This is a genomic window from Saccharothrix mutabilis subsp. mutabilis (assembly GCF_039521145.1).
In the GTDB taxonomy this organism is placed as follows: Bacteria; Actinomycetota; Actinomycetes; order Mycobacteriales; family Pseudonocardiaceae; genus Actinosynnema; species Actinosynnema mutabilis.
In genome coordinates this window covers 1-20,796 of record NZ_BAAABU010000041.1, presented here as the reverse complement: position 1 = coordinate 20,796, position 20,796 = coordinate 1, and the positions used below count along the sequence as shown (strand labels likewise).

General features: G+C 72.5%; 17 protein-coding genes. 11 read left to right on the top strand and 6 right to left on the bottom strand.

Going from position 1 to position 20,796, the window contains the following annotated elements; all coding sequences use genetic code 11:
- Positions 1–817 precede the first annotated feature (817 nt).
- The 3 genes from ABD126_RS38330 (at position 818) to ABD126_RS38320 (ending at position 3,930) form a co-directional block, all read left to right on the top strand.
- Positions 818–1,489, top strand: coding sequence for a response regulator transcription factor (locus ABD126_RS38330; RefSeq protein WP_343940549.1), 672 nt, complete (start codon positions 818–820; stop codon positions 1,487–1,489).
- Positions 1,486–2,520, top strand: a complete 1,035-nt coding sequence (locus tag ABD126_RS38325) for a HAMP domain-containing sensor histidine kinase (RefSeq protein WP_343940547.1) — start codon at positions 1,486–1,488, stop codon at positions 2,518–2,520. The genes ABD126_RS38330 and ABD126_RS38325 overlap by 4 nt, the downstream gene beginning before the upstream one ends.
- 93 nt (positions 2,521–2,613) lie before the next feature.
- Complete coding sequence (locus tag ABD126_RS38320) at positions 2,614–3,930, top strand: DUF4153 domain-containing protein (protein WP_343940545.1); 1,317 nt, start codon at positions 2,614–2,616, stop codon at positions 3,928–3,930.
- Here ABD126_RS38320 and ABD126_RS38315 read toward each other — a convergent pair.
- From ABD126_RS38315 to ABD126_RS38305, 3 genes are read right to left on the bottom strand one after another with little or no spacing between them, the layout of a single operon-like run.
- Positions 3,839–4,747: an alpha/beta fold hydrolase gene (locus ABD126_RS38315; RefSeq protein ID WP_343940543.1), complete on the bottom strand. Its 909-nt coding sequence runs from the start codon at positions 4,745–4,747 to the stop codon at positions 3,839–3,841. The two genes, ABD126_RS38320 and ABD126_RS38315, sit on opposite strands and share 92 nt — an antisense overlap.
- 17 nt (positions 4,748–4,764) lie before the next feature.
- A complete protein-coding gene (locus tag ABD126_RS38310) occupies positions 4,765–5,685 on the bottom strand; it encodes a PDR/VanB family oxidoreductase (protein WP_343940541.1) in 921 nt (306 codons plus the stop codon).
- Entirely contained in the window at positions 5,685–6,542 is an 858-nt protein-coding gene (locus ABD126_RS38305) for a metal-dependent hydrolase (protein WP_343940539.1), read from the bottom strand. The genes ABD126_RS38310 and ABD126_RS38305 overlap by 1 nt, the downstream gene beginning before the upstream one ends.
- A 71-nt stretch (positions 6,543–6,613) precedes the next feature.
- Between ABD126_RS38305 and ABD126_RS38300 the strand changes: the two genes are divergently transcribed.
- From ABD126_RS38300 to ABD126_RS38290, 3 genes are all read left to right on the top strand, one after another.
- Positions 6,614–7,231: a TetR/AcrR family transcriptional regulator gene (locus ABD126_RS38300; protein WP_343940537.1), complete on the top strand. Its 618-nt coding sequence runs from the start codon at positions 6,614–6,616 to the stop codon at positions 7,229–7,231.
- A gap of 92 nt (positions 7,232–7,323) precedes the next feature.
- Positions 7,324–8,463 carry a mechanosensitive ion channel family protein gene (locus ABD126_RS38295; protein WP_343940535.1) on the top strand — a complete coding sequence of 380 codons (1,140 nt, stop codon included), beginning with the start codon at positions 7,324–7,326 and terminating at the stop codon, positions 8,461–8,463.
- Between the two features lie 136 nt (positions 8,464–8,599).
- The gene (locus ABD126_RS38290; RefSeq protein ID WP_343940533.1) at positions 8,600–9,043 is read left to right on the top strand and encodes a hypothetical protein; all 444 of its coding nucleotides are present in this window, start codon (positions 8,600–8,602) and stop codon (positions 9,041–9,043) included.
- A 141-nt stretch (positions 9,044–9,184) separates the two neighbouring features.
- On the opposite strand, the gene ABD126_RS38285 is transcribed toward ABD126_RS38290, so the two are convergent.
- Positions 9,185–12,436 carry a S8 family serine peptidase gene (locus ABD126_RS38285; protein ID WP_425542970.1) on the bottom strand — a complete coding sequence of 1,084 codons (3,252 nt, stop codon included), beginning with the start codon at positions 12,434–12,436 and terminating at the stop codon, positions 9,185–9,187.
- Positions 12,437–12,692: 256 nt separating this feature from the next.
- On the opposite strand from ABD126_RS38285, the gene ABD126_RS38280 reads away from it, so the two are divergent.
- Positions 12,693–13,547 carry a hypothetical protein gene (locus tag ABD126_RS38280; protein ID WP_343940529.1) on the top strand — a complete coding sequence of 285 codons (855 nt, stop codon included), beginning with the start codon at positions 12,693–12,695 and terminating at the stop codon, positions 13,545–13,547.
- 422 nt (positions 13,548–13,969) lie between these two features.
- Here ABD126_RS38280 and ABD126_RS38275 read toward each other — a convergent pair whose 3' ends face one another.
- On the bottom strand, positions 13,970–14,455 hold the full coding sequence (locus ABD126_RS38275) for a cupin domain-containing protein (protein ID WP_343940527.1): 486 nt from the start codon (positions 14,453–14,455) through the stop codon (positions 13,970–13,972).
- A 120-nt stretch (positions 14,456–14,575) separates the two neighbouring features.
- On the opposite strand from ABD126_RS38275, the gene ABD126_RS38270 reads away from it, so the two are divergent.
- Complete coding sequence (locus ABD126_RS38270; protein WP_343940525.1) at positions 14,576–15,049, top strand: carboxymuconolactone decarboxylase family protein; 474 nt, start codon at positions 14,576–14,578, stop codon at positions 15,047–15,049.
- A gap of 21 nt (positions 15,050–15,070) precedes the next feature.
- Here the strand turns inward: ABD126_RS38270 and ABD126_RS38265 are convergent, their stop codons facing one another.
- Positions 15,071–17,800 (bottom strand): AfsR/SARP family transcriptional regulator, encoded by a 2,730-nt coding sequence (locus ABD126_RS38265; protein ID WP_343940523.1) that lies wholly within the window; start codon positions 17,798–17,800, stop codon positions 15,071–15,073.
- Positions 17,801–18,006: 206 nt separating this feature from the next.
- Here ABD126_RS38265 and ABD126_RS38260 point away from each other — a divergent pair, with 206 nt between their 5' ends.
- The 3 genes from ABD126_RS38260 to ABD126_RS38250 are packed head-to-tail and all read left to right on the top strand — an operon-like array spanning position 18,007 to position 20,650.
- Positions 18,007–18,369, top strand: coding sequence for a hypothetical protein (locus tag ABD126_RS38260; RefSeq protein WP_343940521.1), 363 nt, complete (start codon positions 18,007–18,009; stop codon positions 18,367–18,369).
- A gap of 11 nt (positions 18,370–18,380) precedes the next feature.
- Entirely contained in the window at positions 18,381–19,889 is a 1,509-nt protein-coding gene (locus ABD126_RS38255; protein ID WP_343940519.1) for a PPE domain-containing protein, read from the top strand.
- Complete coding sequence (locus tag ABD126_RS38250; RefSeq protein WP_343940517.1) at positions 19,886–20,650, top strand: ESX secretion-associated protein EspG; 765 nt, start codon at positions 19,886–19,888, stop codon at positions 20,648–20,650. The genes ABD126_RS38255 and ABD126_RS38250 overlap by 4 nt, the downstream gene beginning before the upstream one ends.
- The last annotated feature ends 146 nt before the right edge of the window (positions 20,651–20,796 follow it).

Below are 20,796 nucleotides of genomic sequence, written 5' to 3'. Positions count from 1 at the left end.
CGCTACAACCAGATCCGACTCCACTCCGGAATTGCCTACCGCACACCGAACGAGGTAGAGTCCGAGTGGTTCACGACAAACAGCGCAGCCTAAAACAACAAAAAGACGCCTGTCCGAAAACCTTACAGCCCCTCATACCGCACTTTTGGCCGGGTGCAGCCGAATTTTTTGTGAGGAACGAGCAAAAAATTTAGCGGCACCCGGCCAAAAGTGTGGTTGGCTCCGCCAGGCCATACGGAGATGGCACAAGCAAGAAGCCCCCGCTCTTTCTTTTGCTTTTGTGTCATCTTTGGCGGCCTGCCCGCCGGCGAGGCTCTTTTAATCTTTCAAGCTTTTCAAAGAACGCGCTTCGCGCTCACAAGCCACGCGCTGGCGCGCTCTCAAGATCAAAAGCTCAAAAGCAAAAGCGGCCGGGAGGCCTCCAGTGGGGGGAAGGGCCTGCGTGTTCCCCACCGCATGACCTGGCGGAGCCGACCACAGATTTCCCCGGGTGCCGCTAAAACTTTTGCTCGTTCCTCGCAAAACTTTCGGCGTCACCCGGGGAAATCTGTGGTAGCCCTTCGGGCAGGTCATACGGTGGGGAACACGAAGACCCTCTGTGGCTGGGAGCCCAGCCGCCGCTGCGCGGCGAAGCGCCGGCGCGCGGCGAAAAGCGTGCCGCTGCGCCGTGCCAGGGTGCCGGGTGTGCCAAAGGTGCCGAGGGTGTGAGGGGTGCGAGGGGTACCGAAGGTGCCAGGGGTGCCGGGGGCCGGTTCCTCCACACGACGTTCACAAGTCTCACCGAAGGCCTCCACCACCGACACCTACAGTCGGTGCCATGACACGCCGGGTTCTGGTGGTCGAGGACGACCTGACGATCGCCTCCTCCGTGGCCGCGCGGCTGCGGGCGGAGGGGTTCGAGGTGGAGTTGGCGCATGACGGCCCCACCGGGGTGCGCAAGGCCGCTGACGCCGATCTCGTGGTGCTGGACGTCATGTTGCCCGGGTTCGACGGGCTGGAGGTGTGTCGGCGCATCCAGGCCGAGCGGCCCGTTCCGGTGCTCATGCTGACCGCTCGCGGTGACGAGACCGACCTGCTCGTGGGGCTCGCGGTCGGCGCGGACGACTACCTCACCAAGCCGTTCTCCATCCGGGAGCTCGCGGCCCGGGTGCACGCGCTGTTGCGGCGGGTGGAGCGGTCGTCCGCTCCCGTGTCCACCCGGATCACCGTGGCCGACCTGGAGATCGACCTGGCCGAGCGGCGGGTGGTGCGGGGTGGGGCCGAGGCGCACCTCACGCCCACCGAGTTCGAGCTGCTCGTCCACCTCGCCGAGCGCCCGCGGGCCGTGCAGTCGCGGGAACGGCTGCTCACCGAGGTGTGGGGGTGGCAGGACGCCGTCACCGGCACCCGGACCGTGGACAGCCACATCAAAGCCCTGCGCCGCAAGCTCGGCACGGACCTGATCCGCACCGTCCACGGCGTCGGCTACGCCCTGGAGGCGCCGCGGTGAAGCTCCGCACGGCCTTCGACGCGTTCGTCGACTTCCTGCCCAGACCCCTGGACCCGGTCCGCTCGATCAAGCTCAAGCTGGGCATCCTGCTGGTCTCGTCGGGCGCGGCCGGGTTCTCGTTCTTCTGGTACCGCATCGGCTGGCTCCCGTACAGCACGACCACGGGCGCGCTGGTCATCGCCCTGGTGACCTCCCAGGTGCTCGCCCACGGCATGACCCGCCCGCTGCGCGAGATGACCGCGGCGGCCCGCGCGATGCGGCGCGGCGACTACAGCAAGCGGGTCCGCGCCACCGCTCGGGACGAGGTGGGCGAGCTGGCCAGCGCGTTCAACCAGATGGCGGCGGACCTGGCGGCGGCCGACCGGCAGCGCCGCGAGCTGATCGCCAACGTCTCCCACGAGCTGCGCACCCCGATCACCGCCCTCCAGAACGTCCTGGAGAACGTGGTGGACGGCGTGGCCGCCCCGGACGCCCGCACCATGCGCACCGCCCTGGCCCAGACCGAGCGCCTGGGCCGCCTGGTGACCGAGCTGCTCGACCTGTCCCGCATCGACGCCGGCGCGCACCGCCTGACCCTCGCCGAGTTCCCGGTGGCGCCGCTGCTGTCCGACGTGGTGGCGGAGGCGTCGGTGGCGTCCCCCGCCACGACGTTCGTGGTGGACGTCCGCCCGCCCACCGCGACCGTGGTCGCCGACCGCGCCCGCGTCCACCAGGTCCTGGTCAACCTCCTCGACAACGCCGCCCGGCACGGCCCCGCCGGCGGCGAGGTCCGCGTGACGGCCACCTGGGTGGCCCGCGACCTGGTGCTGGAGGTCTCCGACGACGGCCCCGGCATCGCCCCGGAGGACCGGGAACGGGTCTTCGAGCGCTTCACCCGCGGCGAGCGGGCCGGCGGGGGCGGCACGGGGCTCGGCCTCAACATCGCCCGCTGGATCGTCGACCTGCACGGCGGCACGATCGCCGTGGTCGACGGCCCCGGCTGCCGCATCCGCGCCACCCTGCCCATGACCCGCACGGCCGCGACCGCTTAACGGTCAATCCCACCACAGGCGTGTGTCGGACTCCGACCACGCCCGATCAGGCGCGCCCTTTTCCAGCGCCGCAAACGTTTTCGGAAGGTCTTGATGTCACCGAACCGCGTGCTGCTCACCGGTCTTCTCGGCGGGGCCTGCGCCGCCGTCCTCCTGCCGCTGGAGGAACCCGGTCTCGGCTGGCTGCTCACCGCCGCGGTCGTGTTCGCCCTGGTCCGCAAGGTCAGACCGGGCTGGACCGCGCTGAGCCTGCTCCTGTTCGCCACCGGCGCGCTGGTCGCCGACGCGGACGTGTTCACCCTGTGCGTGGTGGCGGGGTGCGCCGCCGGGTCGCTGGCCGTGGTCGGCGGGCGGACGGCGAGGGGGCTGCTGCTCGGGTCCACCGCGGTGCTGGTGGCGATCCCGCCGGCGCTGCCGTGGCTGGCGCGCGGGGTGAAGGCGTCCGGGTCCACGCGGATGGCGCGGCCGATCGTGCTCACCGCGGCGGTGCTGGCGGTGTTCGTGCCGCTGCTGGCCGGGGCGGACGCGGCGTTCGCCGAGCTGCTCGGCGAGTCCGTGCCCGAGGTGGACGGGCAGTGGATCGTCGTGTTCCTCGCGGTCGGGTTGGGCGTCGTGGGGGCGTGCCGGCTGGCGGGGTCGCCGGAGCCGGAGCACGTGCCCGGGGAGCGGCGGACCGTGGCGCTGCGCGAGTGGGCGATGCCGGTCGGGGCGCTGGTGGCGTTGTTCACGGCGTTCGTCGGGGTGCAGGTCACGACGTTGTTCGGCGGGGACGACTACGTGGTGCGCACGGCCGGCGTGACCTACGCCGAGTACGCGCGCCGCGGGTTCTGGCAACTGCTCGCGGTCGCGGTGCTGACGCTCGTGGTCATCGCCGTGGCCGCCCGGGTCGCGGACTCCGCCGACCGGACGTGGCTGCGCGGCCTGCTCGGCGCGCTGACCGTGCTCACGCTGGTGATCGTGGCGTCGGCGCTGGCCCGCATGTGGATCTACCAGCAGGCGTACGGGTTCACCACGCTGCGCGTGCTGGTGTCGGCGTGCGAGCTGTGGCTCGCGCTGGTGTACCTGATGGTGCTGGTCGCGGGCGTGCGGATGCGCGGCGGGTGGCTGCCGCGGGCCGTCCTGGTCAGCGGGTTCCTCGGGCTGGTCGGGCTCGCGGTGCTCAACCCGGACCGGTTCACCGCGCAGCGCAACGTCGCCCGGTGGGAGGCGACCGGCAAGATCGACCTGGACTACCTGCGGCGGTTGTCCGTCGACGCCGTCCCGGTGCTGGCCACGCTCCCCGAGCCGATGCGGCAGTGCGTCCTCCAGTACCGGTACGTCAGCGGGGACGACTGGCGGTCGTGGAACCTGGCGCGGAGCCGGGCGCGGGAGGCGTTGCGGGAGTCGCACCCGACGGGGTGTGCGCGGTGACGTGGTTGGCCACGAGCAGCGCGATGACCTTGGCGTGCGTGACCGGCGCCCAGTGGCCGGCGTCGAGGACGCGGCGGCGCAGGTTCGGCACCCACGGGGTCGCCGCGTCCAGGACGCCGTCGGTGACGTAGTTGTCCTTGAGGGGCTGGACGATCTGCACCGGGACGTCCGTGCGGCGGGCGCGGGGCGCGCGCAGCCGGGGGATGAAGTTGGCGCGGTACAACGAGATCCCGTTGACGCCGTCCGCCACGATCGTGTCCGGGACGTGCGCCTGGACGCCTTCCGTGCGGCGCAGCAGCGCGCCCCAGCGCGGCCCGATCACCCGGCGCCACGCGAACGGCGCGAGGAACGGCAGGTGGAACGCGAGGATGTACCAGGAGTGCAGCCACTGCTTGACGTGCTTGACCGTCGGCCGCCGGCGCATCCAGTGCCCGACGTGGTCCAGGCACGGACCGGAGATCGACGTGAAGGAGGCGATCCGCGCGCCGGGCGTGGTCACCGCCTCCCACGCTTGGATGGAACCCCAGTCGTGCGCGACGACGTGCACCGGCCGGTCCGGGCTGACCGCGTCGACGACCGCGAACAGGTCGCGGGCCAGCACCGGCAGCCGGTACCCGGCCAGGTCGCGGGGCTTGCCGGACGCGCCCGCGCCGCGCACGTCGTAGGTGACGACGTGGTACTCCTCGGCGAGGATCGCGGCGACGCCGTCCCACACGCGGTGGGTGTCGGGGTAGCCGTGCACCAGGACGACGGTGGGGGCGGAGCGGTCGCCGCGCTCCTGCACGGACAGCCGCACGCCTTCGGATTGCACGAACACGGTTCCTCCAGGCATCTTCAGAGGTCGAGGACGAGCCGGTCGCCGGCGGGGCGGGCGACGCAGATCCGGACGCCGTCCACCTCGCACGTGCCGCAGAACCCCTGGCGGCACGAGTAGGGCACGGTCGGGCGCAGGTCTTTCAGCACGTCCAGCGCCGAGCGGTCGGCGGGGACGTCAACAGTGATCCCGCTGCGCCGCAACACCATCTCGAACGGCCGTCCGTCCACAATGGGTGGTGGTGCGAACCGTTCGAAGTGCAGGCGGCGGGACGCGAAGGCGTGGCGGACCGCGTCGAGCACGGGCGTCGGGCCGCAGCAGTAGACCGACCCGTCGGCGGGGAACGCGCCGACGATCCCGGCCAGGTCCGGCACGCCGAACTCGTCGTCCGGGCGGACCTCGGCGCTGTCGGGGAGTTCGCCCAGGAACGGCATCGACCGCCTGGACCGGCCCAGGTAGACGAAGGTGTGGTCCACGCCGGCGCGGACGGCCTCGCGGACCATCGGCAGGATCGGCGTGATGCCGATGCCGCCCGCCAGGAACAGCATCGGCCCCTCGGCGACGAACGGGAACGCGTTGCGCGGCCCCCGCACCAGCACCTCGTCGCCCTCGCGCAGCGCGTGCACCTCGGCGGAGCCCGCGCCGACGCGGCGCACCGCGATCCGGTAGGACGACCGGTCGCGCGGGTCGCCGCACAGCGAGTACTGGCGGCGCAGGCCCGAGGCCAGGTGCAGGTCGAGGTGGCAGCCGGGTTGCCACGCGGGCAGGTCCGGGCCGGTCAGCCGCAGGCCCACCACGCCCTCGGCCTCCTCGCGGCGGTCCGCGACGGTCAGCCGCAACGGTCGGCCGGCGCCCCGCCGGGGACGAGCGGAACCCAGGTAGCGCAGGGACTTCAGGTAGCCGTCGGTGAACTTCTCCAGCCCACGCACGAAAGCGTCCATCAGTGGGCCGCCCGCGCGGCCGGCGAGGACGCCAGGTACGCCACGGCCTGGCTGGTCGAACCCTCCTGCTTCGGGTGGTAGCGCGGGTGGAAGTAACGCAGGAACGCCCGGAACAGCGCCCCGCCGGTGGGCAGCAGGCCGCGGCGGCCGGCGCGGCGGAACTCGCGCAGGGTGAGCCCGCCGGGGCGCAGCGGGTCGTGGTCCATCAGGAACCTCGCGCCGCGCACCCACAGCAGCCACAGCACCGGCCCGGCGATGAGCATCGTGCGGATCCTGCGGAACTCGCGGCGGTCGAGGTGGCGCATCAGGTCGAAGGCGACGCTGCGGTGCTCGACCTCCTCGGCGGCGTGCCAGCGCAGCAGGTCGAGCATGGTCGGGTCGATGCCGGCGCGGTCGAGGGCGGTGGCGTTGAGCATCCAGTCGCCGAGGAACGCGGTGAAGTGCTCGATGGCCGCGACCAGGGCGATGCGCTCGATCAGCTGTTCCCGGCGTTGCCGCTCGGTGACGCCTTCGCGGTCGCCGAGGACGCGCCGGAAGACGACCTCCATGTGCCGGGTGAACGGGCGGGGGTCGAGGCCGTTGGCGAGCAGGTGGTCCAGCACCTCGCTGTGCGCCTCGGCGTGCACGGCCTCCTGGCCGATGAAGCCCAGCACGTCGGCGCGCAGGTCGTCGTCGGTGATCAGCGGGACGGCTTGCTGGAAGGTGCGGACGAACCAGCGCTCGCCCTCGGGCAGCAGCAGGTGCAGGACGTTGATGACGTGGGTCGTGGTCGGCTCGTCGGGCACCCAGTGCATCGGGAGGTCCGACCAGTCGAAGTGCACGTCCCGGGGCTGCAACACGAGGTTGTCGGGCTCCATCACGACCTCCCGCGCCATTGCTACGCCAGCGTAGCTTTGTGAAAGCTACGCCACCGTAGCAATATGGGCGGGTGAGCACAACGCGCCGGAAGTACGCCCCCCGCCTCCCCGCGGCGCAGCGGCGCGACCAGGTGCTGGACGGGGCGCTGGCGCTGATCGCGGCGGGCGGGTTCGACGCGCTGACCATGGAGGCGGTGGCGCGGCGGTGCGGAGTGACCAAGCCGGTCGTGTACGAGATCTTCGCCAACCGCGCCGAAGTGATCTCGGCCTTGCTGGAACGCGAGTCCGCGCGCGCGACCGCCCAGGTGCTGGAGGCGATCCCGGAGGGGTTGGACGAGCGCCCGCCCGAGGACCTCTACACGGACACCGTGCGCGCTTTCGTCAACGCGGTGGTCGAGAGCCCGGACCGCTGGCGGCTCGTGCTGCTGCCGCCGGAGGGGACGCCCGTCGAGTTCCGGCAGCAGGTGGAACGGGTGCGGGCGCAGGTCACCGAGCAGGTCAACGCGCTGGCCGACCTCGGCCTGAAGGCGATGGGCGGGCCGGACCTGGACGCCGAACTGCTGGGCCACGCGATGCTGGCGCTGGGCGAGATGGCCGGGCGGCTGGCGATCACCGACCCGGAGCGGTTCCCGCCCGAGCGCCTGGTCGCGTTCGTGAGCCGGATGGCGCACTTCCTGCCCCGCGCCTGAGCCCGGCGTGAGGTGGGTCGCTGCGGTGAATGGGTGACGGGCGACATGGGTACGGGTCGGAGGATGTCCCCGAACCCCAGGAGGTGCCCTCCGTGCTCGTCGCCGTGCTCACGTTCGCCGGTTCCGTCCTGGTGGCGCTGGCCGTGGTCACCGCGGTGCACCGGGTGGTCCGGCGGATCGGTCGGCGGTCCGCGCTCTTCGCGGGCCTCGCCCGGCACGCCCACCGGCCCGCGCTCGCCGTCGCCGTGCTGGTCGCGGTGCAGTTCTCGATCGGCGTGGTCGGGCGGGGCGACTGGCGGCCGGTCGCGCTGCACGTGGTCGGGATAGCGCTGATCATCGCGGGCGCGTGGCTGCTGGCGGCGCTGCTGGTGGTGGCCGAGGACGCGACGCTCGCCCGCATCCGCGTGGACGTGTCGGACAACCGGCACGCGCGCCGCGTGCACACGCAGATCACGTTGGTGCGGCGGGTGACCGTGGTCGTGGTCGGCGTGCTGGCGTTCGCGTCGGTGCTGATGACGTTCCCCGGTGCGCGGGCGGCGGGCACGAGCCTGCTGGCGTCGGCCGGTGTGATCGGCGCGATCGCCGCGCTGGCGGCGCAGTCCCTGCTGGGCAACGTGTTCGCCGGCGTGCAGATCGCGTTCAGCGACGCCCTGCGGCTGGACGACGTGGTGGTCGTTGAGGACCAGTGGGGGCGGATCGAGGACATCACGCTCACCTACGTGGTCGTGCACCTGTGGGACGACCGGCGGCTGATCCTGCCCACCGCATACTTCCTGAAGACCCCGTTCGAGAACTGGACCCGCACCCAGTCCGCGCTGCTGGGCACGGTGGAGCTGGACGTCGACTGGACCGTGCCGGTGGAGGACATGCGGCAGGAGCTGCGCAAGTTCCTGGAGTCCGACGACCTGTGGGACGGGCGGGTGTGCGTGCTCCAGGTGACCGGCGCGGTGGGCGCGTTGGTGCGGGTGCGTGCATTGGTCAGCGCGACCGACGCCGGGCGGCTGTGGGACCTGCGGTGCGAGGTGCGCGAGCACCTGGTGGCGTGGCTGCGGTCGCACCAGCCCGCCGCGCTGCCGCAGATGCGGGTGCGCGAGCTGCCGCGGGCGCAGGCCGTGGCGCGGCGCGAGGCGTCCGGGTCGGACAACCGGGTGTTCGGGGAGAGCGAGGACGGGCAGGAGCGCGTGCAGGCGTTCAGCGGGCCGGACGGGCGCTCGGCGAACGACGGGCCGTGAGCAACCGTGAGCCGTGTGGCTGTGAGCCGTGGGCTGCGGGCTGAGCCGTGAGCCGCGAGCCGTGGGCTGCGGGATGTGACGCAACCGTTCGGTCCGGTTGGTCCGTCCTGGTGCCAGGATGACTCCGGGAGGTTCCATGAGACGGATCGTGGTCGTTGCCCTGGGCTTCGCCCTGGTGGCGTGCGGCGCGCCCGCGCGGGACGCCGGCACGGCGGCGGCTCCCACGGCGGCCACGACGCCCACGGCCGCCACGACGCCGACGGCGGCCACGACCGTCACGACGACTTCGGAGGTCTCGATGCCCGCGAAGCTCAGCCCGCACGGCAAGGAGGTCCTGGCGCGGGCGCAGCGGTCCGGGGTGCCGACCGTGGTGCTGGTGATCTCCACGGAGGCGAGCAGGACCGAGGGCACCGCGGCGGCCCTGCGCGGCCTGGGGGCCACGGTGGAGGCCACCGACACGTCGATCGGCTACATCCGGGTGTCGGTGCCCATCGCGGACGTCGAGCGCGTGGTGACGACCGACGGCGTGCGCCAGGTCGACGTGGACGAGCCGCTGAGCAACATCGACCCGACCCCCTAGCCGGCTCGACCCACCACTCGCGCCCGGCCACCCACCCGAACACCAGCCCGGGTCCGTCGCGACCACCACCACCCGGCACAGAACGGCGAGGGCCGCCCCGGGTTGCGCCCGGGACGGCCCTCGCTGGTCTTGCGGAGGTGATCAGGCCACGTTCTGCACGATCACCGCGCCGCGGCCCACCACGGCGCCCTCGGCGGTCTGCACGGTCAGTTCGCCGCGCAGGACGCGACCCGCGCCGGCGGCGGCCTGCGCCGTCACGACACCGGCCACGTTCCAGGTCGCACCGGCGGTGCGGTCGGCGTTGGCGTCGTCGGTCGTGATGGTGCCCAGGCCCGGGGCGGCGTAGACGTCGATGTAGTCGTACTCCGTCGTGCCGGCCGGCACGTCGTAGCCGTCCACCGCGACCTGCCAACGACCCGCGGCGGGGTTGTTGATCGTCACCGACTCCTCCGAGTCGCCGTCCGCCTGCTGGCCGGCGATGACGCAGGTGCCGGAGGTGCAGTTGTAGACGAACAGGTCGAGGTCGGCGGCGATGTCGCCCGGCTTGCCGATGGTCGCCCGCAGCGACGTGGCGCCGGCGGGCACGATCACGTCGTAGGTCTGACGGGCGGTGTGGGCGATCGTCGGGCGGTCGACCTTGGCGCTGCCGAACGCGCCGCCGACGAGCTTGCCGTTGAACGCGGCCAGGGTGTTGGTCACCGTCCAGGAGCGGTCGATGCCGACGCCCGGGGTCGCCGAGGCGATGGTGTCGGGGTTCGGCGAGACCGAGGTGCCCAGCACGGACGCGGTCAGCGTGTACGGCGCGGTGTCGGCGTCGGAGGTGCGGCGCGCCTCGACCACCAGCTCCCAGACGCCCGGGATCGGGTTGCTGACCGTGCGGCTCGTCGGGGAGCCGCCGGCGCAGCCCGCTCCCGCGTCGGGGTTGTAGCAGTTGGTGGACGACGTGGTGTCGTTCGGCACGCCGTACGGGTCGTAGCGCAGGAAGCGGACCTGGCCCTTGCCGGCCTCGGCGCCGCCGCCGACCATGTCGACCTTCAGCGCGCTGGTGCCCGCCGGGACGTTCACCCAGTAGCTGTGCGTCTGGTTGCGGGCGATGGAGCCGGTCTTGGTCACCGAGTACTTGTTGTCCGCGGTGAACTGGTCGGCCGCGAACACCGTGTTCAGGGTCATCGTGTCGATGCCGACGGTGCCGGGGTTGTCCAGCTTCAGCACGGCCGAGTGCACGCCCGCGGTGGTCGGCTTGACCTTGACGTCGAGCTTGACCGGCGTGTTCAGCGGCAGGCTGACCGACGACTTCGAGGAGAACGTGCCGTCGTTGCCCTGCCAGCGCACGGAGAACACCTGGTTGGTGTTCGGGCCCGTGGTGCGGGTCAGGGTGTAGGTGCGGGTGTACTCCTTGCCGATCTGCACGCCCTCGCGGTCGTGGATGCCGACGCCGGTGTTGGCCGGGTTCAGCAGCGCGGACAGCGCGGTGTTGACCGTCACCGAGGTGGTGACGTTCTGGGTGTTCGGGTGCGCGGCGAGCTGCGCCCACGCCTTCTTGGTGTCGAACAGGCCCGCGCCCTGCTCGTAGGCCTTGAGGGTGGTGACCCACTTGGCGCCCGAGTGGATGGCGTCGCGCAGTTCCTTCACCGGGGGACGCTGGCCGTCGTGCTCGTCCTTGTACGCGCCGACGAGCAGCGCGGCGGCGCCGGTCGCCTGCGGGGCGGCCATGGAGGTGCCGTTGAACATGGCGTAGCCGGCCGGGAGGGCGTAGGTGCCCGCCACCGGGCCCGGGTTCTGCCACTGCGGCGTGGTCGAGATCGCCGAGCCGGGCGCGACGATGTTCGGCTTGAAGCCGCCGTCCTCGCGCGGGCCGCGGGAGGAGAAGCCGTGCAGGCTCTCGCGCTGCGCGGTGACCGAGCCGTAGTTGGACAGCCAGGTGGCGCTGGTGATGTAGGAGCCGACGGAGATCGCGTCGGTGGCCACCGACGGGTCGCCGACGGTGTTCGCGCCCGCGCCGCTGTTGCCGGCCGAGATGAAGATCTGGACGTTGTACTCGGCGATCGTGCGGTTGTAGAGCTCCGCACGGGCGTTGTTGCCGTCGTTGAGCGCCGGCAGGCCGCCGATCGAGATGTTCATGACGTCGGCGCCGTTGCGGGCCGCGTACAGGACGCCGTCGATCAGGCCGGAGGAGGTGCACGACGGGGTGGACAGGCAGACCTTGACGGCCATCAGCTTGGCGCCGGGCGCCGCGCCGTCCATCCGGCCGCCGAACATCTCGTGCGCGGCGGTGATGCCCGCGACGTGCGTGCCGTGCGCGGCGGCGGAGATGCCGAGGTTGACGTACGCCTGGCCGGCGTTGTCGTAGATCGAGCGGTCCGTCTGGACCACGAAGGCGACGGTGTCCAGCACCGGCGTGGCCGGGTTGTCCGCGCCGAAGTGGCCGACGTCCTTCTTGTACTTGTAGTCGATCATCGCGCCGTGCTCGGTGAAGTCGCCGTCACCGTCCACGTCCACGCGGACTTCCTTGGTGGTGACGTCCTGGAGGACGCCGAAGGAGTCCGTGCGGTCGCCGTCGCGGTTGATGTCGCCGCCGGTCTCGCTGTTGGCCAGGCCCAGGTCGCCCGCGGTCTCGGAGAAGAGGCCGAAGCTGAACGGGCCGCCGGTCGCCGGCGCCTTGTAGGTCGCGCCGCCGGCCACGGGGGTGAAGGAGCCGTTGTAGCGGCCCGCGACCTTGACCCAGGTGCCGTCACCGGAGTTGGTGGCGTTGGCGTTGTACCAGTCGACGATCTTGCGCTCGCCGGTCGACGTGGTGGCCAGCGCCGGGTGGTCCACGTCGATGCCGCTGTCCAGGATGGCGATGGTGGTGCCCCGACCGTCCCATTCGGGCTTCTCGTCGGTGAACTGCGCCGCCTTGGTGTCCTGGATCGGCATGTACGGGTTCTTCTTGGGCGTGCTCGCGTCCGGCGCCTTCTGCGGCAACGGGTTCGCGATGCCCTCGGGGCGCGGGTTGTCCAGCGCCACCAGGCCGTCGACGTCCACGGCGTTGACCGAGGCCAGCTTCGCGGCCTTCTCGGCGTTGTCGCGCGGGACGGAGACCTTCAGGTACTCGACGTCGCGCTCGGTGGACTCGACCACACCACCGAGAGCCTTGAGGTCGTTGGCCGCGGAGTCCAACTTGCCCTCTTCGGCGGCGACCAGCAGGGTGACGTTCTCCTGGCCGTTGGCTTCGGCCTGGGCGAGGCGTTCCCGGTCCTGCTTGTCGAGCTGCTTGTCGGCGGGCGCGGGCGCGTTCGGCGCCTCCTGCGCGACGGCCGGAGCGGCGGCGAAGCCGAACCCAGTCGTGCCCAGCACGGCGGCCAGCAAGGCCGCACTGGTGCGGTGTCTCCACCGACTTCCTGAGTTGATCACGGCGCAAACCCTTCGTGGGGAAAGATTGGCGCAAGCACATCCTTCCGGGTCCCGCCGGACAATAGTGCGAACAGCGCAAAGAAGAAGTCCACATTGGACTGAACGGGGTATTGCGCGAACGCGCGAGAAGTGCCACACCAGTGCGAAACCGGTGTGGTGCCTCCAGTCAAGAGCCGACCGGACCGAATGTCAACCAGTGTCAACGGTGAATCAGCCGACACCGTCGTGGACCGGTAACAAATCGCACATCAACGCGATGGCGAGCACACTGGTGGACATCGTGGACGCGACGCCCATCGACCGGATAGCCGACGAGCTGTACGCCCTGCCGCCGGCCGGCTTCGTCGCGGCCCGGGACGACGCCGCCCGGCGCGCCCTGGACCGCGGGGACAAGGCCCTGGCGAGGCAGGTCTCCGCGCTGCGCAAGCCGACCCTGTCGGCGTGGGCGCTCAACCAGCTGGCCCGGCTGCACGCCTCCGAGTACGCGCAGGCGGTCGAGCTGGGCGAGCAGCTGCGGGCGGCCCAGGAGGGCCTGAAGGGCGGCGTGCTGCGGGAGCTGGGCGCGAAGCGGCGGGTGGTCGTCGGGGCCCTGGTGCGGCTCACCGAGGACCTGGCGCGGGACGCCGGGACGCCGTTGGGGCCCGACGCCGTGCAGCAGGTGCGCACCACGCTGACGTCCGCGCTGGCCGACGCGGTCCTGGCGGCCCGCATCCGCGCGGGGCGGCTGGTGAAGCCGGTCGAGCAGTCCGGTTTCGGCCCCCTGTCCGAGACCGCCGTCCCGACGCCCGCGCCCCGCGCGCCCACCTCCCGCGACGACCTCGCCCCCAGGCGGGAGAAGAAGCGCGAGCGCGAGCTGGCCAAGGCCCGCGAGGACATCACCGCCGCGAAGAAGGGCGCCCGGGACGCCGACAAGGCGCTGGCCGGGGCGGAGGCCGAGCTGACCGCGCGGGAGGAGCGGGCGGAGGAGCTGAAGGCGGAGCTGCGGCGTGCGCAACAGGCCGCCCACGAGGCCGCCACGCAGGTCGAACGAGCACGTCGCAAGGCCGCCAAGGCCCACGACAAGCTGGCCGCCGCCGAGTCGACCATGTCCGCGCTGCGCGAGCAGGGGTGACCCTGGACACCCGGGGAACACCTTCCGGACCTGGCTCGTTCTAGTTTTGGTCGGCTCGCGGATGCCGCCCGGACGTCAGGACACCACCAGCGCCAACACCCCCTCGGGCGCCGGCAGGCCCTCTCCCCGAGGCGTCGCAGGAGCGCCCGCGCAGACCGGCCGCCGTCGGCCGGACGGTATCCCCCCACCACCCGGCCGGCGGCCCGGAAACACCCCGCGAGTCACCCGTTCCGGGGGTCGCACGCTCCCCCGACGTGCGATCCCGGAATACGCGCCGCACGCTTTCCCCCACGTGCGCCGCGCCACGGGAACGACTCGCGGGGTGTGCCGGTTCACCGGGTGAACCGGCACCGGTGATCCCCGCGACAACGGCGACGCGAAAGCGTTACCCGCGGCGCGAAAGCGTTTCCCGTCGTGGGTGATCAGCCTCGGTCGACCATGAACTGGTCGTGGCGGGCGTAAAGCTCGGTCCACTCCTCCGCCGACAACTGCCGCCCCGAGTCGCCGATCTCCGCCAGCTCCCGGAAGTACGCCTCCCGCGGCGCGCCCGGCGCGAACAGGATCAGCATCGACGCCGCCTCGTCGCCGTCGTTGCGGAACGCGTGGACCCCGCCCTCGGGCACGTAGAGGAAGTCCCCGGCCGTGGCGTCCACCCACTTCTCGCCGTTGAACAGCCGCACGGTCCCCGAGATCACGTAGAACGACTCCGAGAACGTCCGGTGGAAGTGCGCGCCCGGCCCGCCCGACCGCGGCTTCATGTTCCACTCGAACAACCCGAACTGGCCCTGCGTCACGCTCCCCGGCGCGACGAGCCGCGCCTGCGACTTCGGCCGGTCGATCGCCTCCACGTCCGCGACCGGCCGCCACAGCGCGCTGATCTCGCCCGTCGACCCGGTGTAGTAGCTCATCCCCGAACGATCCCCTTCCCCGGCAGGGTGGCCCACGCCACAACGACAGGTTGTCACACCGCCGCCGCCGGCTCCGTCACCTCCTTGGAAACGCACGAACGACGAAGGAGCACGACGAAGATGGAACCGCGCATCGACCTGTTCGCCAACAAGACCACCGCCAAGTTCCTCAAGCACCTCGTCGCCGCGGGCAAGTCGGTCGAGGCCTCGGGGGTGCCCGAGACGACCGGGTTCCTGGTGTTGTTGCGCGCCAGCCAGATCAACGGCTGCGGGTTCTGCACCGACATGCACTACAAGGACGCCGTCGCGGCCGGCGAAGAGCCTGAGAAGCTCAACATGGTGGCCGCCTGGCGGGAGGCGACCGTGTTCACCGAGGCCGAGCGCGCCGCGCTGGAGCTGGCCGAGGAGGGCACGCGCATCGCCGACGCCGCCGGTGGCGTGTCGGACGAGGTGTGGGAGAACGCCGCCAAGCACTACGACGAGGACCAGCTGGCCGCGCTGGTGGCGTCGATCGCCGTCATCAACGCCTTCAACCGGGTCAACGTGCTGGTCCGCCAGCCCGCCGGCGCCTACCGGCCCGGCATGTTCGGCTGATCGACCGCCGACGGCGGCTCGTCAGACCGCCGTCACGCTGGGGTCGAGCTTCGCCGCCAGGTCGTCGGCGTCCTCCACGCGCAGGTCGCGGTAGAGCCGCAGCGCGGTCAGCCAGTGGGGGGTCGCCGCGTCCTGGCCGACCGACTGCTCCAGCACGTCGCCGATGGCCCGGTGGCACAACGCTTCCTGGTACCGGTCGCCCAGCCGTTCGGCCAGCGCCAGGCCTTCGCGGTAGTGCTCCAGGGCTTCGTCCAGCCGACCCAGTTGCTGGGACGCGGCGCCCACGGTGTGCAGGGTCGCGGTGTGGGCCTTGGACGGCGCGGCCGGGTCGAACAGGCTCAGGGCCTCGGTGGCGTGGCGCAGGGCCTCCTCCGGGAGGTGCTTGCGCAGCAACACGTTCGCCAGGTTGTTCTGCACGCTGGCCTGTGACCGGGTGTCGCCGACCTCGCGCGCGACCTCCAGCGCCCCCAGGATCGTCTCCTGCGCCCGGTCGAGCTGGTCGTCGGCCATCAGGCAGTAGCCCAGGTTCGCCAGGGCCGCCAGTTCCAGGTCGCGGTCGCCGCGGGCGAGGTCCGCGGCCCGCGTGCACGCCCCGACCGCCTCCTCCAGGCGGCCCAGGTCGGCCAGCGTGGAACCCAGGCGCAGCAGGAAGGTGGCCTCCGCGTGCGCGTCGCCCAACGCCCGCGCGGCCTCGGAACCGATGCGGCACAACGCCAACCGGTCCACCCGGTTGCCGCGCCGGAAGTGGAACGCGTCCAGGCACAGCGCGAGCTGCCAGGCGCGTTCCAGGTGACCGCCGACCAGCGCCGCGTCCAGGGCGAGGCCGAGGTTGGCCTCCTCCAGGGTGAACCAGTCCAGCGCCGCCGCGTGCGAGGACAGCTGCGGGTGGCTCGCGGGCTTGTGCTCGGGCGGGCTGAACGGGCGGACGTGGTCGGACAGGTGGGTGCGCGCCGCGTCGGCGACGTAGAGGTAGTAGTCCAGCAACCGGTTCGTCGCGTCGTCCACATCGGACTCGCCGACGGCCAGGTGGTGGGTGAACAGCCGCACCAGGTCGTGCCGCGAGTACCGGTCGGGCGTCGACTCGTGCAGCAGGTTGGCGTAGGCGAGGGTGCGCAGGTGGGTGCGGGCGCTGACCACGTTGATGTCCAGCAGCGCGGCGGCGGCGTAGCTGTCGAGGTCGGTGCCGGGGTGCAAGCCCAAGCGGCGCAACAACCTCGCCGCGCCCTCGGGCAGTTCCCGGTAGCTCACCGCCAGCGCGGCCTGCACCCCGCGCCCGGCCTCGGGCAGTTCGAGCGCGGCCAGCCGGTGCTGCTCGTCGCGCAGCTCGTCGACCAGGGACTGGACGGTCCACCGGGGTCTGGACGCCAGGCGGGCGCCCGCGATGCGCAGCGCCAGCGGCAGCCGGTCGCACAGCTCGACCAGTTCGGCGACGGCCTCGGGCTCCTGCTCGATGCGCGGCCGGCCCAGCGCCGCCGCCAGCAGGTCCTCGGCGTTGTTCTCCGGCAACGTCTGCACGTGCAGCGCCGACGCGCCCTCGGTGACCACCAGGTCGTCGAGCCGGTGCCTGCTCGTCACCAACACCTGGCAGCCCGCCGAACCGGGCAGCAGCGGCCGGACCTGCTCGGCGGAGCGGGCGTTGTCCAGGAACACCAGCACGCGCCGCCCGGCCAGCAGCGACCGGTACTGCGCGGCCTGGTCCTCCAGGTCCACGGCGATCTGCGAGTCGGCCAGGCCCAGCGCCCGCAGGAACCCGATGAGCGCGGTGCGCGGGTCCAGCGGCTCGGTCTCGTCGAACCCGCGCAGGTTCACGAACAGCTGCCCGTCGGGGAAGTCCGCCGCCACGCGGTGCGCCCAGCGCAGCGCGAGCGCCGTCTTGCCCACCCCGGCCGGGCCGACCAGCAGCCCGATCGCCGAGTCGCCGCCCAGCCGGTCGGCGAGGTCGGCCAGCTCCGGCTCGCGGCCGACGAACCCGCGGTGCTCGCGGGGCAGCTGGGCGGGCGCGGGTCCGCGTTCCACCCGTTTGGGCGCGGTGTCCCCGGCCAGCACGGTCTGGTACGCGTCGCGCAGCTCCGGGCCGGGGTCCACGCCCAGCTCCTCGGCCAGCCGCTCGCGCGTGCGGTGGAACACCTCCAGCGCCTCGGCCTGCCGCCCGGTCCAGTGCAGGGCGAGCACGAGCCGCGCCACCAGCGGTTCGCGCAACGGGTGCGCGGCCACGGCGTCGCGCAGCTCGCCGACCGCGTCCGCCGCGCGGTGCAGCCGGAACAGCCGGGTCGCCAGCTCCTCCACGGCCACCAGCCGCAGCTCCTCCAGCCGCGCCGACACCGCCTCGCGCACCCGGTCGCCGGGCACGTCGGCGAGCACCGGCCCACGCCACAGCGCCAACGCCTCCGCCAACTGGGCGACGGCGGCCTCGTCCGCGGCGTCGCGCGCCGACGCCACCAGGTCCTCGAAGCGGAACACGTCCACCGCGCCGCGCTCGCCGGTCAGGACGTAGCCGGGCGCACGCGTGAGAAGCGCCACGCCGTCGGACAGGACCTTCCGGAGCTGGGCGATATGTCCCTGAAGGGCGGCTTTGGCCTGCGGCGGCGGTGAGCCGTCCCACACCAGCGACAGCAGGCGGTCACCGGAGACGACCCGGTTGAGCTCCAACGCCAACGCGGCCAGGACGGTCCGGCGCTTGGCCGCGCCGAGCCGGACGGGTTCACCACCAGCGGAAACCAGCTCAACCGGCCCGAGCAGGTTCACCCGCATCCTGAAGACCTTTCAGCATTGGCACCCCGTAATCGAAGAGTTTCCCACAGTGGCGGGCACCCTCCGGAAGCCCGCATTGGCGCGACGTTGGGCCCGCGTTGGCGCGCGCGGGGAGCCTGGGTTGCGTCCAGCAGGCTGCCTTCGCGAGGGACTCCACCATGTACATCGCCGAGCCAGGGAATCCGGAAGAGGCCCCCCAACCGTCCGTGGGGACCAACGTCCTCGCGCTGTCGGAGTCGGTGAACTCCGGACGGGTGACGCTCGACCCGGCGACCGGTGAGGAACTGCGCAGGATGCTGGTCGAGCAGATCGACCAGGTCGACTCGTGGCTGGAGCGCGCCGGCCGCCTGGCCCGCCCCGCGCCGCTGGGCGCGAACCCCGTCGGCGACCGGATGGCCGCGAAGTTCGAGGCCCGCGCCGAGGGCGACCCGATGTCGTTCGTGTCGGTGATGACGGCCTACCGCGAAGTGCTCCAGCAGACCCACGACTCCGTGCGCAGCGCGATCCGCAACTTCCAGGCGGTCGACGACGAGCACGGCTCCGAGCTGACCCGCCTGAGCGGCGAGTGAGGGGGACGACCATGGCCGACCAGCAGGAGATCGACCTGGTGCTCACCGACGCCCAGAACTGGGCGTCCCGGTCCCACCGCGAGCTCTACGACGCGGTGCACAACAACAACGACCCCGGCCAGACCGGCGAGATCGGCGCGGAGTGGGGCCAGTTCGGCACCGAGCTGACCGAGTCCGCGCGGGTGATCAACGAGCGCGTCGCCGCCTCCGAGTCCGGCTGGACGGGCGAGGCCGCCGACGGCGCGCGGGCCGCGGTGAAGAAGCTCGCCGAGTGGGTCACGCAGACCGCCGCCACGGCCGTCGAGGTCGGCAAGCGCGTGCAGGACCAGAGCGTGATCATGGAGAACGCGCGGGCGTCGATGCCCGAACCGGTGAACTTCTCCTGGGACCAGGCGACCGGCACGTTCACCCAGGGCGGCATCCAGGGCCTGGTGACCTCAGCGGCGGACGTGCAGGCGGCCAACGACCAGGCCCGCGCGCTGCACGAGCACGCCGTGACCGTGATGACGACCATGGAGAACGAGTCGCGCGCGGTCGACCAGACCACGCCGAGGTTCACCCCGCCGTACAACCCGGTGACCGGGCGGGTCGAGGAGCCGCCGGCGATGATGATGGCGACGGCCGGCGCGCCCACGTTGGGCGACGCCCAACCCGCGATGGCGCCCAGCGGCGGCGCCGCGGCCGGGACCACGGTGGCCGCGTCGGCGATGGCGGCTCCGGCCGCGCCCGCGTACACGCCGGCGGTCACGTCTTCGGGTGTCAGCGCCGGGTCTTACGGCGGTGCTGCCGGCACTCCCCTGGCCCCGGCCGCGTCCCACCGCCCCGAGGGCACGACGGCCGCCGCGGCGGCGGCCCAGGTCCCGGTGGCGAACAAGTACACGCCGCCCACTTACACGCCGCCGTCGTCCGGCGGTGGCCAGAACCCGCCGTCGTACGTGCCGCCGTCGTACGTCCCGCCCGGTTCGAGCGGGGGCAAGCAGCAGCCACCGCCGTACCGCCCCGCACCCCCCGGGACGGTCGTGCCGCAGGCGCCGGGCAAGTACCCGCCATACGTTCCGGCCGGCACCCCCGGCACCCCACCCGTCGGCAGCGGCCCCGGCGGCCCCGGCTCCGGCCCCGGCGCACGTCCCGGCATGCCCGGCGGCTTCCCCGGCGGTTTCCCCGGTGGCGGCGGCGGTGGCGGCTTCGGCGGTGGCGGCGGCGGCGGCTTCGGCCCGACCGGCTCCGGCGGCGGCGGCGGACAGCTGGCCGCAGGCGGCTCGACCGGTGTCGTCGGCCAGCGCGGTCCCATGCCGGGCGGTTTCGGCCCGATGGCCCCCGGTGCGGGTGCCGCGTCCGGCATGCCGATGGGCGGCGCGCCGATGGGCGGCGCACCCGCCGGCGGCCAGGGCGACGAGGACAAGGAACACCGCTCCGCCGCGTACCTGCGCGGTGAGGACATCTTCGAGGTGCCCGGCGAGAACCTGCCGCCCTCGGTGATCGGCGGCGCGAAGCCGAAGAAGAAGGGCGGCGAGGCGTGATCGAGCCGGAGTTCCTGCTCACGCCGGTCCAGCTGGACGTGCTCTGGCACGACCTGGACCTGGGCCGGCTGCCCTACCCGCTGGACGTCCCGAGCGGCGGCGCGACCGAGACCGAGCGCGCGGAGCTGAAGGCGAAGGTGCTGGCCGAGTACGGCGAGCCGAGCCCGAAGCTGACCGACCTGCTGCGCCTGCTGGCGGAGCACACCCTGTCCGTGGACGCGGTGGCCCACATCGAACGCCCGGTGCGCGCGGTGGCGGCGTCCGACGGCACGCGGGCCGTGCTGGCGGTGATCGACAGCGGCAAGGTCGGCCTGCTGGAGATCCGCCCGACCGCGTTGGCCCGTTCCATCGTGGAAGTCCTGCCCGACGGAACGGCAGGCCCCGGCACCGCGCTGTCCCTGCGCCTGGAGACGTTGACCGCTGCCGTCGCGCTCCAACAGGAGGACGGCGACGACGAAGACGACGACCCGTGGGGCGGCGAGGAACTCGACGACCGTGCCGCGTTGCAGAAGGCGGGTCTGTCCCGCGAGGACGCGGCCCTGGTCGGCGAGTTGGCGGTGAACCGGGTGGCCGGCGGCCAGTTCGGCGTCAGCGTGGGCGGCGGCTACCGACCGACCCGGGCGGGCACGCTGATCACGTGGTTCGACACGAACCAGGGCCGATACCTGATGGTCCACGAAGACGGCTGGCTCAGCCTCGCACCAACGGACAACGACCGCATCGCGACAAGGATCAACAAGGTCCTGACCACCGTCGCCTAGCGACGAACACGCGGCCCACAGCAGCGCGGCGTCCCGCCGCGCAGCGGCGGTTCTTCGCCGCGCTCCGCGCGGCGGGCTGGGCTCCCAGCCACAAGGGGCCTCCGTGTTCCCCACCGTATGACCTGCCCGAAGGGCTACCACAGATT

Bases quoted from the DNA above. Each gene is read 5' to 3' on its own strand.
- ABD126_RS38330 (WP_343940549.1), top strand. From the start codon at position 818: ATGACACGCCGGGTTCTGGTGGTCGAGGACGACCTGACGATCGCCTCC.
- ABD126_RS38270 (WP_343940525.1), top strand. From the start codon at position 14,576: ATGGAACCGCGCATCGACCTGTTCGCCAACAAGACCACCGCCAAGTTC.
- ABD126_RS38290 (WP_343940533.1), top strand. From the start codon at position 8,600: ATGAGACGGATCGTGGTCGTTGCCCTGGGCTTCGCCCTGGTGGCGTGC.
- ABD126_RS38320 (WP_343940545.1), top strand. From the start codon at position 2,614: ATGTCACCGAACCGCGTGCTGCTCACCGGTCTTCTCGGCGGGGCCTGC.
- ABD126_RS38310 (WP_343940541.1), bottom strand. From the start codon at position 5,685: ATGGACGCTTTCGTGCGTGGGCTGGAGAAGTTCACCGACGGCTACCTG.
- ABD126_RS38280 (WP_343940529.1), top strand. From the start codon at position 12,693: ATGGCGAGCACACTGGTGGACATCGTGGACGCGACGCCCATCGACCGG.
- ABD126_RS38275 (WP_343940527.1), bottom strand. From the start codon at position 14,455: ATGAGCTACTACACCGGGTCGACGGGCGAGATCAGCGCGCTGTGGCGG.
- ABD126_RS38265 (WP_343940523.1), bottom strand. From the start codon at position 17,800: ATGCGGGTGAACCTGCTCGGGCCGGTTGAGCTGGTTTCCGCTGGTGGT.
- ABD126_RS38305 (WP_343940539.1), bottom strand. From the start codon at position 6,542: ATGGAGCCCGACAACCTCGTGTTGCAGCCCCGGGACGTGCACTTCGAC.
- ABD126_RS38255 (WP_343940519.1), top strand. From the start codon at position 18,381: ATGGCCGACCAGCAGGAGATCGACCTGGTGCTCACCGACGCCCAGAAC.